Source organism: Streptomyces sp. NPDC087859, assembly GCF_044742595.1.
In the GTDB taxonomy this organism is placed as follows: domain Bacteria; phylum Actinomycetota; class Actinomycetes; order Streptomycetales; family Streptomycetaceae; genus Streptomyces; species Streptomyces canus_F.
On sequence record NZ_JBIUUU010000002.1, the window covers coordinates 194,653 to 207,942 of the forward strand.

15 protein-coding genes are annotated in these 13,290 nt (G+C 69.5%); 8 read left to right on the plus strand and 7 right to left on the minus strand.

Going from position 1 to position 13,290, the window contains the following annotated elements; translation table 11 throughout:
* Nucleotides 1-62 precede the first annotated feature (62 nt).
* From ACIOHP_RS04780 to ACIOHP_RS04790, 3 genes are all read right to left on the minus strand, one after another.
* Nucleotides 63-797: an IclR family transcriptional regulator gene (locus tag ACIOHP_RS04780; RefSeq protein WP_401884117.1), complete on the minus strand. Its 735-nt coding sequence runs from the start codon at nt 795-797 to the stop codon at nt 63-65.
* Nucleotides 798-1,220: 423 nt separating this feature from the next.
* Nucleotides 1,221-1,433 (minus strand): DUF5326 family protein, encoded by a 213-nt coding sequence (locus ACIOHP_RS04785; RefSeq protein WP_361558607.1) that lies wholly within the window; start codon nt 1,431-1,433, stop codon nt 1,221-1,223.
* Nucleotides 1,434-1,614: 181 nt separating this feature from the next.
* Nucleotides 1,615-1,932 (minus strand): cupin domain-containing protein, encoded by a 318-nt coding sequence (locus ACIOHP_RS04790; protein ID WP_361483757.1) that lies wholly within the window; start codon nt 1,930-1,932, stop codon nt 1,615-1,617.
* A 60-nt stretch (nt 1,933-1,992) separates the two neighbouring features.
* On the opposite strand from ACIOHP_RS04790, the gene ACIOHP_RS04795 reads away from it, so the two are divergent.
* From ACIOHP_RS04795 to ACIOHP_RS04815, 5 genes are all read left to right on the plus strand, one after another.
* A complete protein-coding gene (locus ACIOHP_RS04795; protein WP_361483759.1) occupies nt 1,993-2,370 on the plus strand; it encodes a phage holin family protein in 378 nt (125 codons plus the stop codon).
* A 7-nt stretch (nt 2,371-2,377) separates the two neighbouring features.
* Complete coding sequence (locus tag ACIOHP_RS04800; protein ID WP_401883450.1) at nt 2,378-2,869, plus strand: low molecular weight protein-tyrosine-phosphatase; 492 nt, start codon at nt 2,378-2,380, stop codon at nt 2,867-2,869.
* Entirely contained in the window at nt 2,866-4,005 is a 1,140-nt protein-coding gene (locus ACIOHP_RS04805) for a cystathionine gamma-lyase (RefSeq protein WP_401883452.1), read from the plus strand. Before ACIOHP_RS04800 ends, ACIOHP_RS04805 begins: the two co-directional genes overlap by 4 nt.
* Nucleotides 4,006-4,233: 228 nt before the next feature.
* The gene (locus ACIOHP_RS04810; RefSeq protein WP_361558597.1) at nt 4,234-5,139 is read left to right on the plus strand and encodes a LysR family transcriptional regulator; all 906 of its coding nucleotides are present in this window, start codon (nt 4,234-4,236) and stop codon (nt 5,137-5,139) included.
* 88 nt (nt 5,140-5,227) lie between these two features.
* Nucleotides 5,228-5,710, plus strand: a complete 483-nt coding sequence (locus ACIOHP_RS04815) for an NUDIX hydrolase (RefSeq protein ID WP_327718106.1) — start codon at nt 5,228-5,230, stop codon at nt 5,708-5,710.
* A gap of 2 nt (nt 5,711-5,712) precedes the next feature.
* Here the strand turns inward: ACIOHP_RS04815 and ACIOHP_RS04820 are convergent, their stop codons facing one another.
* A complete protein-coding gene (locus ACIOHP_RS04820; protein WP_401883454.1) occupies nt 5,713-7,218 on the minus strand; it encodes a globin domain-containing protein in 1,506 nt (501 codons plus the stop codon).
* Nucleotides 7,219-7,643: 425 nt separating this feature from the next.
* A complete protein-coding gene (locus tag ACIOHP_RS04825) occupies nt 7,644-8,276 on the minus strand; it encodes an HAD family hydrolase (protein ID WP_401883457.1) in 633 nt (210 codons plus the stop codon).
* A 258-nt stretch (nt 8,277-8,534) separates the two neighbouring features.
* Here ACIOHP_RS04825 and ACIOHP_RS04830 point away from each other — a divergent pair, with 258 nt between their 5' ends.
* A complete protein-coding gene (locus ACIOHP_RS04830) occupies nt 8,535-9,401 on the plus strand; it encodes a GNAT family N-acetyltransferase (RefSeq protein WP_401883460.1) in 867 nt (288 codons plus the stop codon).
* A 125-nt stretch (nt 9,402-9,526) separates the two neighbouring features.
* On the opposite strand, the gene ACIOHP_RS04835 is transcribed toward ACIOHP_RS04830, so the two are convergent.
* On the minus strand, nt 9,527-10,735 hold the full coding sequence (locus ACIOHP_RS04835; protein WP_401883462.1) for an MFS transporter: 1,209 nt from the start codon (nt 10,733-10,735) through the stop codon (nt 9,527-9,529).
* 141 nt (nt 10,736-10,876) lie between these two features.
* Between ACIOHP_RS04835 and ACIOHP_RS04840 the strand changes: the two genes are divergently transcribed.
* Together ACIOHP_RS04840 and ACIOHP_RS04845 are read left to right on the plus strand one after the other, a co-directional pair.
* Entirely contained in the window at nt 10,877-11,335 is a 459-nt protein-coding gene (locus ACIOHP_RS04840) for a MarR family transcriptional regulator (protein WP_361483778.1), read from the plus strand.
* Between the two features lie 10 nt (nt 11,336-11,345).
* The gene (locus ACIOHP_RS04845) at nt 11,346-11,798 is read left to right on the plus strand and encodes a GNAT family N-acetyltransferase (RefSeq protein WP_401883466.1); all 453 of its coding nucleotides are present in this window, start codon (nt 11,346-11,348) and stop codon (nt 11,796-11,798) included.
* A gap of 63 nt (nt 11,799-11,861) precedes the next feature.
* Here ACIOHP_RS04845 and ACIOHP_RS04850 read toward each other — a convergent pair whose 3' ends face one another.
* Entirely contained in the window at nt 11,862-13,247 is a 1,386-nt protein-coding gene (locus ACIOHP_RS04850; RefSeq protein WP_401883469.1) for a serine hydrolase domain-containing protein, read from the minus strand.
* Nucleotides 13,248-13,290: the final 43 nt, after the last annotated feature.

Genomic DNA, 13,290 nt, shown 5'->3' on the forward strand with positions numbered 1-13,290 from the left:
GATCCCTTTGACTGTGATGGAAGTTTGCTGAAAGTACACGAGAGATCACAAGGAGTGAGTTTTCAGATACTGATAGAGATCGCCAGTGACCCGAGGAGGCGTCCGACCTCGCTCTGCAGCTGACGGGTGGCGGCCGCCAGTCGGTCGGCCTGGTGGGCGGGCAGCGAGATGGCCATCGTCGCGGCGGTGGTGCCCATGGTGATCGGAATCGCCGCGCAGACCGTGCCCAGCGCGTACTCCTGCCGTTCGAAGACCGGTTCCATCCGCCGCGTCCGGTCCAGACGTCGCAGCAGCGTGTGGTTGTCCCGCACGGTGTACGGGGTGATGGCCTGTACGGGGTAGCGGTCCAGGTGGTCGCGGCGGGCGTCCTCGTCGAGCTGGGAGAGCAGGCACTGGCCGATGGCGTGCGCGTGCGCCGTCTCGCGGAAGTCGGCCCATTCCTCGACCGCCGGGTTGGCCGCGGTGTCGGAGACGCACATGACCTCGATCTCGCCGTCCCGGTAGATCGCGTAGTAGACGGGTACGCCGATGGCGTCGCGCCAGTGGGCCAGTGTCTCGGCGATTGTGCTGCGACGTTTCTCCTGTGCTCCGCTGCTGCTCAGCCGTTCGGCTGCCTCGCCGAGGAAGAACAGGCCCCTGTCCCTGCGCAGATACCCCTCGTGGACCAGGGTGCGCAGCAGGTGGTAGGCCGTGGGCAGGGCGAGGCCGGTCTCGCGGGCCAGTTGTTTGGCGGGGGCGCCGTGTTCGTGCTCGGCGACGGATTCCAGCAGGCGCATCGCGCGCTGGACGGAGCCGATGAGGGTCGTGGAGTGAGGTGACTCCGAGGAGTCTGCGGAGACTGCTCTCGGTGCCGGGTTCGATGCCGCTGCCGGGGGTGTCCCCGGGCGGGACCGGTTGGCGGCTGCGGGCTGCTCCGGCGGCCGGAGTCGGGGCTCCGGCGAAGGGACCGCCGCCCGGGCCGGTGCGGGGGCTGCGAGGCGTTCCGCGGGTGCGGTGTCAACCGTGGGCAAGGGTCACTCCCGAAGCGCGAGGGGGCCGCCCGTGCGGGGGGACACGGGAGGGGGTGTGCGCCGCTCGCGGGGGATCGTCCCCGCGTCGAATTCCGGACTTTAACCGTCCGTCACCGCTCGCACTCGACCTGTACCGAAACTTCCCCCACCCGAGGGAACCGGCGATTCCTGTTACCGATCACCGGTGCCGCCCGCCGGTTGCCGCCCGCGTCACCAGTCGCCGCGCGACGAGGAACTCGACATGAACTTGCGCACCACGTAGACCAGTCCGCCGACCAGGGCCACGAAGACCAGCAGCTTGAACAGCAGCCCGATGACGAACCCGACGACGCTGGCTATCAGCCCGCCGAACACGACCAGGGCGATGACCGGCACCGCGATCCACTTCACCCACCAGGGCAGTCCCGCGAAGAAATCTCCCATTGCTCTCGTCCTTGTCTCTCTGCCCGTCGCTCGTGCCGGGTCCGGTCGAAGACCCGGGCTCGTGATGCCGGATCCTTCTGGTGTCCTGCACTCGATGCTAGGGCGGGGAGGGGCCCCGGCGGGGGCCTCGCACCCCTTGTCCTCCCCTGACTGATCCCCTAGGGAATCCCGGGGTGCCGGGTCAGCTCTCGGGCGGAGAGAACACCACGACGACCCGCAGGTCCTCGCTGATGTGGTGGAACTTGTGGGCGACGCCGGCCGGTACGTAGACCACGCTGCCGCGCGCGACCTGGGTGGTCTCCATGCCCACGGTGATCGCGGCGCGGCCGCTCACAACGAAGTAGACCTCGTCCTGATTGTGCGGCTTCTGTGGATCATGCTCACCGGCATCCAGCGCGTACAGCCCGACCGACATGCTCCGCTCACGCAGAAACTGCAGGTAGGCGCCGTCGTTGGCGGCGCGTTCCGCCTCCAGTTCGTCCAGCCGGAATGCCTTCATCGCCCTTGTCCGCCCTCGTCACACTGCTGATCGCCGACCTCTTCTGCCACGATCAGACACATGAAGAATTTCGTAGTCAAGACGATCGCCAACGCGGGCGCCCTGGCGGTCGCCGTCTGGCTGCTGGACAAGATCACCCTGACCGGTGACAGCACGGGCAAGAAGATCGGCACCCTGATCCTCGTCGCGCTGATCTTCGGCATCGTGAACTTCCTGGTCAAGCCGGTCGTCCAGCTCCTCAGCCTCCCGCTGCTGATCCTGACCCTCGGTTTGTTCACCCTGGTCGTCAACGCGCTGATGCTGATGCTGACCTCGTGGCTGGCCGACAAGGTCGACCTGAGCTTCCACGTCGACGGCTTCTGGACCGCGGTGCTCGGCGGCCTGATCATCTCGATCGTGTCCTGGGCGCTCAACGTCGTCCTGCCCGACGGGGACTGAGCCCCTCGTGACGTACCGCGTCTGTTTCGTCTGCACCGGCAACATCTGCCGCTCGCCGATGGCCGAGTCCGTCTTCCGCGCCCGCGTGGCGGAGGACGGGCTCGACGGCCTGGTCGAGGTCGACAGCGCCGGCACGGGCGGCTGGCACGAGGGCGACGGCGCCGACCCGCGCACCGTGTCGGTCCTCGAGGCGCACGGCTACGACGGCGCCCACACGGCCCGCCAGTTCCAGCCGTCGTGGTTCTCCCGCCTCGACCTCGTCATCGCCCTCGACCGCGGCCACCTCAAGGCCCTGCGCCGCCTCGCGCCCACCCCGCAGGACGCGGCGAAGGTGCGGCTCCTGCGCTCCTACGACCCGGCCGCGGGCGACGACCTCGACGTACCGGACCCTTATTACGGGGGGATGGACGGGTTCGAGGAGTGCCTTGAGATGGTGGAGTCGGCGAGCGAGGGTCTGCTCGCCGCGGTACGCGAGGACGCGGAAGGACGAGTGGCATGAGCGAGTCGACCGAGGGCAACGGCGAGGGCACGCGCGCGGTACGGGCGGGACTGCCCGAGCCGGTCAGGAACGAACCCACCCTGCCCGGTCCGGCTTTCGCCGCCCACTTCCATCTGCCGGGCGAGGTGGGCGGCCCGTACACCTACGGCCGGGACGAGAACCCCACCTGGACTCTCCTGGAGCGCGCCATCGGCGAGTTGGAGGCTCCCGGGCGGGACGGCCTCCAGACGCTCGTGTTCGCCTCGGGCATGGCCGCCATCTCCTCGGTGCTCTTCTCCCAGCTGCGCGCCGGGGACACGGTCGTCCTGCCGAACGACGGCTACCAGGTGCTGCCCCTGGTGCGCGCGCAGCTCGAGGCGTACGGCATCGAGGTACGGACCGCGCCGACCGGCGGCGACGCCCAGCTGGAGGTGCTGGACGGCGCGAAGCTGCTGTGGATCGAGTCGCCGTCGAACCCCGGGCTCGACGTGTGCGACATCCGGCGGCTCGTCGAGGCGGCACACGCGCGTGGCGCCCTCGTCGCCGTCGACAACACCCTCGCGACGCCGCTCGGACAGCGCCCCCTGGAGCTCGGCGCCGACTTCTCGGTGGCCAGCGGCACCAAGCAGCTCACGGGGCACGGGGACGTCCTCCTGGGATACGTCACCGGGCGCGACGGCGAGGCGATGACCGCCGTACGGCGCTGGCGCAAGATCGTCGGGGCGATCCCGGGCCCCATGGAGGCCTGGCTCGCGCACCGCTCGATCGCCACGCTCCAGTTGCGGGTAGACCGGCAGAACGCGACCGCGCTCGTGCTCGCCGAGGCCCTGAAGAGGCGCCCGGACGTCACGGGGCTGCGGTATCCGGGACTGCCCGACGATCCCTCGCACAAGGTCGCCTCGCAGCAGATGCGGCGCTACGGCTGCGTGGTCTCCTTCACGCTGCCTTCGCGGGAGCGTGCCGAGCGTTTCCTCGACGCGCTGCGGCTCGTGGACGACGCGACGAGCTTCGGCGGAGTGCGTTCCACGGCCGAGCGGCGTGGGCGCTGGGGCGGGGACGCCGTGCCGGACGGCTTCGTCCGCTTCTCGGTCGGCGCCGAGGACCCGGAGGATCTGGTGGCGGATGTGCTGCGTGCGCTGGACGAGTCGGCGCACTGACACCATGTTCTGCCCGTGCGCGGGTGTCCGGCTACGCACAACGGACGGTCCGAGCCTCCCCCCTCGTGGCTCGGACCGTCCTCGGTTCCGCGCGCGAAGAACCGCGCAAGCAAGGCTAGTTGACTCTGCGTCAGTGTCCAATCACAGTAGCGACAGCAACCTATCGACATATTTATAGTTGGGGCGCGGCCGGGGGCCGGGAGCAGGCACTGAAGGGGAGGGCGCGGCATGGATCTGGCCTTGCTGCGGACCTTCGTGACCGTGCACCGGGCCGGCTCCTTCACTCGCGCCGCCGCGCTGCTCGGCCTCTCCCAACCGGCCGTGACCTCGCAGATCCGTACGCTGGAGCGGCAGTTGGGCCGCCCTCTGTTCCTGCGACAGGCCCGCGGGGTGACCCCGACGACCATCGGCGACGAGCTCGCCCACAAGGCCGCGCCGCATCTGGACGCCCTGGTGGAGATCACCGAGACCGGCCTCGACGACGAGTCCTCTTTACGAACCCTCCACCTCGCCGGGCCCCCCGAGTTCGTCGCTGAACGGGCCCTGCCCGCGCTCACCGAGCTGACCGGCGAGGACGGCCAGGGCTTCGCGCTGCGGGCCTCCTTCGGGAACGCCGAGGAAACCATGGAAGGGCTGGCCGCCGGGCATCACGATCTGGCCATCACCACGGCCCGTCCACGCGGCTCTCTGCTTACGGCGACTGCGCTCTGCGACGAAGTGCACGTCCTGGTCGCCTCCCCGCGCTGGGCGAAGCGGATCAATACCGGGACCACGCGCCGCAAGGGAGCGCCCGCCCTGGAGAACCTCCCGGTGATCGAGGTGCACGAGTCGCTGCCGTTCGTCTCGCGCTACTGGGCTTCCGTCTTCGACTCCCGTCCGGCCGCCCCCGGCACCGTCATCGTCCCCGATCTGCGCGCGGCGCTCGCCTGCGCGGCGGCGGGTGCCGGGCTCGCGGTGCTGCCCAGCTATTTGTGCGCATCCGCCCTGGAGCGCGGCGACGTCGTCGCCCTGCACCATCCGGCGGTTCCGCCCCTGCGGACGTACTTCCTGGTGGTCCGTACCGGCACGCTGGCGATGCCGCACATCGCGCGCGCACACGACTGGCTGCTGCACGCGGCTACGGACTGGTGCTGACCTGCGCTTTTCCTCTGGTCACCGGGTGAGTTCGGCCGATGACCGTTCGCGATGTTTCACGTGGAACCAACCGGGCCACATTTCACCCATGACCGTCCGACCCGTGGTCAAGCGCACCGCACGTGCCGTTCTCCTGCATGGCGACGACCTGATCCTGATCAAGCGCACCAAACCCGGCATGGATCCCTACTGGCTCACGCCCGGTGGTGGAGTCGAGCCGACCGACGCGACTGTCGTCGACGCGCTGCACCGCGAGGTGTACGAGGAACTCGGCGCCAAGATCACCGACGTGGTGCCCTGCTTCGTCGACACCGTCGAGCACATCGGCGAGGACGCCGCCGCGACCGGGGTGAAGGTCCAGCACTTCTTCGTCTGCCGTCTGGAGTCCATGGACACCTCGCTGCGGCACGGCCCCGAAATCGACGAACCCATCGGTGAGTACGAGATCGTGCGGGTGCCGTTCACCCGTGTCGGGATCGCCTCCGTCCATCTCGTCCCGCTGTCCCTGCGGCACTACCTGGACGGGAACATCGAGGGCGTCCGTGCCATGCACGCCCCCGACCTGGGCTGAGATCAGTCCCCGATCACGACGAGCTCCTCCACGGAGTCGTGACGTATGCGGTTCGGCGGAATGCCGATGTCCCTCAGGGTGTGCACACCGTTGCGGATCATCCCGGGCGGGCCCGAGACGAAGGCGTCGTACTCGTTCCAGGGGCCGTACTGGCGGATGGCGTCGGGGAGCTGGACACGCGCCAGTTGGTCGATGACCGCGCGGACCGAGAGCCACGGGTGGGACTGCTGGAGCCTGAGCATGGTGTCGATGTCGTACAGGTCGTGGTCGGTGCGAGCGCCGTAGAACACCTCGACCGGCCGCCGCTCGCCGTGTTCGGCCACGTCCTCGACCAGTGCCTTGATGGGCGCTATGCCGGTACCGCCGCCCAGACAGAGAAGTCCGCTGTCGGTGGTGTGGTCCACGGTCATCGAACCGGCCGGAGGACCGAGCCGGAGGATGTCGCCGGGGCGGGCGCGGTGGACCAGGGCGTTGGAGACCCAGCCCGCCGGGACGGCCTTCACGTGGAACGACAGCAGGCCGTCGGAGCGGGGCGCCGAGGCGAAGGAGTAGTGCCGCCAGATCCGCGGCCACCACGGCGTCTCCAGGCTCGTGTACTGGCCGGCGAGGAAGGGATAGGGCTGGTCCGGGCGGACGGTGACGACCGCGACGTCCGGTGTCCTGAGGTCGTGCGCCACGACCTCGGCGTACCACCAGGCAGGAGCACGCAGTTCGTCCGTGGCCGCCGCGTCGATCATCACCTGCGAGATCGTCGTGTACGTCCGGACCCAGGCCGCCTCCAGCTCCGGATCCCAGATGTTCCCCGCGTACTTGCTCAGCGCACCGATGAGGCACTCACCGACGGCCGGGTAGTGCTCGGCCCGGGTGCCGTACTTGCGGTGGCCGCGTCCGAGGTTCTGCAGATAGTCGACGAGGACGGGGGTGTTGTCGATGTGCTCCGCCGCGGTGAGCAGCGCCTTGAGCAACCGGTCCCGCTGGGTGTCCATCGCGGCGGGGAAGAGCGAGCGCAGGTCGGGGTGGCGGACGAAGAGGAGCGCGTAGAAGTACGAGGTGACCTTGTCGGCCACGGGGGCGACCTCCGCCATGGTCCGGCGGATGAGGATCGCGTCCGGGGAAGCCTGCTGGGCCTGCGCCGGGTTGGCGCGCTGCGGGGGTACACGCTGCTCCGGGGGCGGGGGTTCCGTCGGCCCGTGGTGCGGTATCGCGTGCGAGGTGGGGATCGCTGTCGGGTGCGCCTGCTCGGCCGAGGCAGGCGGCGCGGCGTACTCGGGCGGTGGCGCGGGGGCGGGTGTCGGGGCTGGGGCGGGCAGCGGGGCGTCCTGTGCCGGTGGGGCCGTGTCGGCGCCCTGTGGGGTCCTGCCGACCGGGCGCAGCGCCGCCAGGCGGCTGCCCTCGGCCGTCTCCTGCTCGCTGCCCGGTGTCGGCTCCGGCTGCTTGTGGGGCGCGAACCAGCCGCCCCCGCCGCCGGAAGTGCCGTTGTCGGCCGACGCGGTGGTCGGAGCGTCCATGGTGTGCCTCGCCTCGAACATCTTTCGGTCGGTCTGCGCACTTCCTCGGTCGGAATGTGCCCGCTTTCCCCCGCGGACGGCTTGCTTTCCCCGTTCATGGCCATGGCCAATGCGGCCACATTCAAACCGTATTCGCGCTCCATACGGACAAGTAAGGCGAGAGTGTGACATTGGCCGCAGTGCTCTGACCGCAGCCTCCCACCGTGTGGGGACGCCCGGCCGCATAACCGAAAACGCGGGTCTTCGATCTCTCCGTCCCATTAGGCTGGCTTGCCTTGTTCACGGTCCGGGCAGGGCATGTGCAGGGTCTGCGCACGTCACGCCGGACGAGAACCGGAGTCGACCCTACCGGTCAGCGCTCCGCACACAAGTCCCCCCTCCCTCCCCCACGAATGAGGCGAGGAGCGAACCATCAGTTGCCTCAACTACCGGGCGTGGCGCACCAATTCATAGGCATCCCACAGATCTCTGCCCGTGTAGGCGTGCGTCGCGAGACCGGACAGATGACGGTCCGCATTGACCGCGACCGAGACCGGCACCGTGCTGAAGAGATCCTTGTCCGAGGACGAGTCCCCATAGGCAATGCAATCGGCCCGGCTCACTCCGAACTCCTCGCACAGCCGGTCGGCGATGAGGACCTTGGCCGCGGCGCTCAGCACCCCGGCCGGATCCACCGGCTCAGTGAACGGCACGGCGGGAAAGCGCGATCCGTATGCCGCGTGGGCACCCCAGGTGGTGAGCCGCTCGACGAAGAAGGTCGGCGAGAGCGATATGACGGCGCAGTAGTCGCCGTTCTCCCGGATCTCCTCCCAGACGTCACGAATGCGGGCGAGCCACGGAGCGCCCTCGAAAGCGGCCGCCACATGGACCTCGGTGAGCTCCGCCCACAGTTCGCGCACCCGCGCGGCGTACTCGGGCGGCTGTATCAGCCCCGTCGAGATCGCCTGGTCGAGTGCCACGGCCTCGGCTTCCAGCCCTAGTTGTCGGGAGATCTCCACAGGCGAGGAAGTGCCGTACAGCAGTGTGCCGTCGAGGTCGAAGAGATGAAGTCTGGCCATGGTTCCCGAGGCTAGCCGGGGCGGTTGACGGCACCTCGACGAGGATCCCCCAAGCGCCTTGACGAAGACACCGCCTTAGGAGAGGCCGCCGGCGGCGCTTCGCAAGACCGTCGGATGCCGACCGTTCTCTCATGTTTCACGTGAAACACGGACCGTCTGTCGAGGCGCTGTGCAGTCGGCCATGACATGGCCAAAACCTCGTACGTCTCACCGGAAACAGGTGGACGCCGAGTGCGCCCGTCAGACAGCCTGACCTGCGTGTCGACACCTTCCCTCACTGATCCGCCCATCCGCCGACTGACGCTGCGCGATCTCGTCGCCTGCGCCGACTTGTCCGAGGACCGGGGGTGGCCACGCGAGGAGCACAAGTGGGGCTTCCTCCTCGCCTCCGGGAAGGGATACGGCATCGACGACCCCGACGGCGGCCTCGTCAGCGCCTGCGTCGTCACCGAGTACGGGTCGCAGGACCGCCCCGATCTGGGGGCCATCGGCATGGTCCTGGTCGCCGAACGGCATGCACGCCGAGGCATCGGCCGCCGACTGATGCATCACGTGATCGCGGCGATGAGCACCACCCCGCTGACTCTGCATGCGACGCCCAACGGCCGCCCGCTCTACGAGGAACTCGGCTTCAAGGTCACCGGCCGGGCGGAGATGGTGCGGGGCCACTTCACGGCCCCCGGATACGAGCCCGCCGTCGTCACGCGCGCGGCGACCGCAGAGGACCTCACCGCCATCCTCCGGCTCGACGCGGAGGTCTTCGGCGCCGATCGCACGCACATCGTGACGCGCCTGCCCGCCTTCGCCGACCAGTTGCGGGTCGCCGAGGAGAACGGCCGGATCATCGGGTACGCGGGCGCGTGGCCCAACATGGACAACCATGTCGTGGGACCGCTGATCGCCCGGGACACGGAGACGGCGAAGGCACTCATCGCCTCGTTGGCCGCCCACACCGACCTCAAGCTGCGTACCGACATCGACGTGCGGCACGAGGAGCTGCTGATGTGGGTGAAGGAGCGCGGGCTGGCGTCCGTCGCCTTCAACTCGGTCATGACCTACGGGATTTCGGAGTTGCCCGGTGACTGGAGTCGGCGGTTCGCGCCGGTGACGGTGGCGGCGGGGTGAGGGACGGCGTCGTGGCGACGGCTTGCTGAGAGGTGCCGTAGCGGTGATGCCGGGTCCTGGTCGGGACCCGGCATCGTTCGGTGCGGCTCATGGTGGCGGGTGCGGCTCGGCCGGCCCTGTCCGGATCAGTGGCGGACGGCCGCCCGCCGCTCAGCCGGTACGGCCCCTGCCACGACCTCGCTGGGCGTGTCGGCCCGGCGTTCCAGGGCGGCCGAGAGCAGCGCGAGCCCCAGGGCGGCGGCGGCCAGGACGGCACCCACCCAGTTCGGAGCGGTGTAGCCGAGACCGGCGCCGATGACGAGGCCGCCGAGCCAGGCGGAGAGCGCGTTGCCGAGGTTGAAGGCACCGATGTTCACCGCGGAGGCGAGTGTCGGGGCGCCGTGAGCCTGGTCGAGGACGCGCTTCTGCAGCGGCGGGACCGTGGCGAATCCCAGGGCGCCGATGAGCGCGATCGTGACGGCCGCGAGGACCTTGTTGTGCGCGGTGAGCGTGAAGAGCGCGAGGACGACGGCCAGGGCGCCCAGAGACACGTACAGCAGGGGCATCAGGGCGCGGTCCGCGTACTTGCCGCCGATGAGGTTGCCGCCGACCATGCCGAGGCCGAAGAGGACGAGCAGCCAGGTGACGGAGCCGTCGGCGAATCCGGCGACGTGGGTCATCATCGGCGCGATGTAGGTGATGGCCGCGAAGACTCCGCCGAAGCCGAGCACGGTCATCGCCATGGCGAGCAGGACCTGGGCGTTCTTGAAGGCGGCCAGTTCGTGGCGCAGGTGTACGCCCTCCGGCCTGGGCATGTCGGGGACGAGCTTGGCGATGCCCAGCAGACCCAGGACGCCGAGCGCGGCGACGAGGGCGAAGGTGACGCGCCAGCCGACGGTCTGCCCCACGAGGGTGCCCAGTGGGACGCCCACCACGTTGGCGACGGTGAGGCCGGTGAACATCATGGCGATGGCTCCGGCCTTCTTGTCCGGGGCGACCAGCTCGGCCGCCACGACCGAGCCGATGCCGAAGAACGCACCGTGGGCGAGCGAGGCGACCACCCGGCCCATCAGCATGACGCTGAAGGCGGGGGCCAGCGCGGACAGCAGGTTGCCGGCGATGAAGAGGCCCATGAGCAGCATCAGCATGCGCTTGCGGGAGACCTTGGTGCCGAGCACCGTCATCAGCGGAGCACCGAACATGACGCCGAGCGCATAGCCCGTCACCAGGAAGCCGGCCGTGGGGATGGAAACCCCGAAGTCACCCGCGACCTCGGGCAGCAAGCCCATGATCACGAACTCGGTGGTTCCGATTCCGAAGGCCCCGATCGCCAGAGCCAGGAGCGCGAGAGGCATGAGGGACTGCACCTTCCAGGTGATTGCAGGAGCGCTTTACACTCGAAGACAATACTTGCAGACGCCTGATACTTGCAAGCGCCGACTATTGCGGCCCTGCTCTATCCTGGTTTCAGTCGTTCCGGGACGAAGGAAGCGCCGATGACAGCGACGGACCCCGCACTCACCGCCCTCGCACAGGGCTGGTGCGCCCTCTCCCTGCTGCACGGGAGGATCGAGGCCCATATCGAGCGGGCCCTCCAGGCGAAGCACGACCTCAGCGTGCGCGAGTACTCCCTGCTCGACGTCCTCAGCCGGCAGCACGACGGAGACGGCGGCCATCTGCAGATGAAGCAGGTCGCCGACGCCGTCGTCCTGAGCCAGAGCGCCACCACCCGGCTGGTCACCCGCCTGGAGGACCGCCACCTGCTCACCCGCTACCTGTGCCCCACCGACCGTCGCGGCATCTACACCAACGTCACCGAGGCAGGTCTCAAGCTCCTCGACGAGGCTCGCCCGACCAATGACACCGCCCTGCGCGAGGCCCTCGACGAAGCGGCCAGGAACCCCGAACTGGCTCCACTGGTCCGGGTCGTGGAGTCGCTGAACGTGCCCGCATAAGCTGGCCGCCATGGGAGATCTTGAAATACGCGCCGCCGTCGCCGCCGATGTCCCCGCGATCGTCGCCATGCTCGCGGACGACCCGCTGGGCGCGCAGCGCGAGTCACCGGACGACCTCGCCCCCTACCTGACCGCCCTGGAGCGACTCGTCGCGGACCCGAACCAGCACCTCGTCGTCGCCGTCCGCGAGGACCGCGTCGTGGGCACGCTCCAGCTCACGATCATTCCCGGGCTCTCCCGACGCGGCTCCACCCGGTCGATCATCGAAGGCGTCCGCGTCCACGCCGACGAGCGTGGCAGTGGTCTGGGTACGCAGCTCATCGAGTGGGCGGTCGATGAATCACGACGCCAGAACTGCCAGTTGGTGCAGCTGACCTCAGACGCCACCCGCACCGACGCCCATCGCTTCTACGAGAGGCTGGGCTTCGAGGCCTCACACGTCGGCTTCAAGCTCCCGCTCTGAGGCTCGGGCCCACCATTACGACCCCCAGGGGGCTTGTTTCACGTGAAACAAGCCCCTCACCGCTCAGCCGATACCGCGCCATCCCTCCGGATCCACCCCACCCGGCACAGGCGAGCCCTCGTCGTACGGCTGACGCGTGAACACGAACGAGCCGAGGTCCAGATGGCTCACACCGCCGTCAGGCCGCCGTACGGCCCTCAGAAGCTCTCCGGCGAAGTAGCCCTCAAGGCCGGTCCACGTGCCGTCACCGTTCCTGCGAAAACGTGAGCGACGACCGACGCCGTTCAGGGGATCCAGCGAAACGCCGCCCTCGGTCGTCAGCCGCAGGGCGAACGCGTGCGTCCCCCAGTACCACGGCCCTGCCAACTCCAGCACAGCTGCGTCGACTTCGGGCAGAGGACGCCACGGCTCGGGAATCCGCGGCTCGGCCTCCGCGACGATCCGTACGAGGTCGGCGCCCACGGAACCCAGCAGGGGCCCGGAGGTGCAGTTGGCCAGCACCACCGCGGCCACGTCGTCCGCCACGCTGATGGTGAGGTTGGCCAGGAATCCCGGCAGGGACCCCGAGTGCCCGACGAGCAGTCGGCCGTCCCGGCTCTGCACCTGCATCCCCAGACCGTACGTCGCACCGTCCACGACATCCGCGGCCTCGGCCGGAGCGGCGGGCGTCCGCATCTCCCGCACCGTCTCCGCACTCAGCACCCGGTCGTCGCCCTTCGCCAGGAAGGCCGCGAACTTCGCCAAGTCGCCGGTGGTGGACCAGAGTTGGCCCGCCGGCGCCATCCGGCCGAGGTCCTCGGTGGGCTCCGGAAGCATCACATCGGCCCAGGGATGTACCGCCCAGCCACCCGCGTGCGGCGCCCGGGGCTGGGCGCTCGTGCTCTCGAGGCCCAGGGGTTCGAGCACTTCGCGCCGGAGGACGTCCTCCCAGGCGGCGCCGCGCAGCTTCTCGACCAGCGCGCCCAGCAGGGTGTAGCCGGGGTTCGAGTAGTGGAAGCGACGGCCGCCCGGGTGCAGGAAGGGCTGTTCGCCGAGCACGTCGGTCAGTTCGGGGCGCAGCGAGCCCGGGCTGCGCTCCCACCACGGCCCCGGCGACTCGGCCGCCAACCCGGCCGTGTGCGCGAGGAGTTCGGCAAGGGTGGCCTCCCCCGCGCCGGTGCCCGGCAGATGCTTCTCCAGCGGGTCGCCCAGGTCGAGCAGTCCCTCGTCGCGCAGCCGCAGCACGAGTACGGCGGTGAAGGTCTTGGTGATCGAGCCGATGCGGTATTGCACGTTCTCGTCCGGCCCGTGCCCGTCCACCGACGTGCGCGAGCCGTGCCAGACGGCCCGGCCGTCCCGCACGACCGCCGCGACCAGCGATGGCGTACGTCCCTCGGCCTGCGCGACGGCGATGCGGTGCAGCAGCGCCCGGCGCGTGCCGGGAAGCAACTCTTCCTGAGATGTCGTCATGGACCCAGTCCACCCCGCGGAACACCGCGGCGTCGAACGCTTT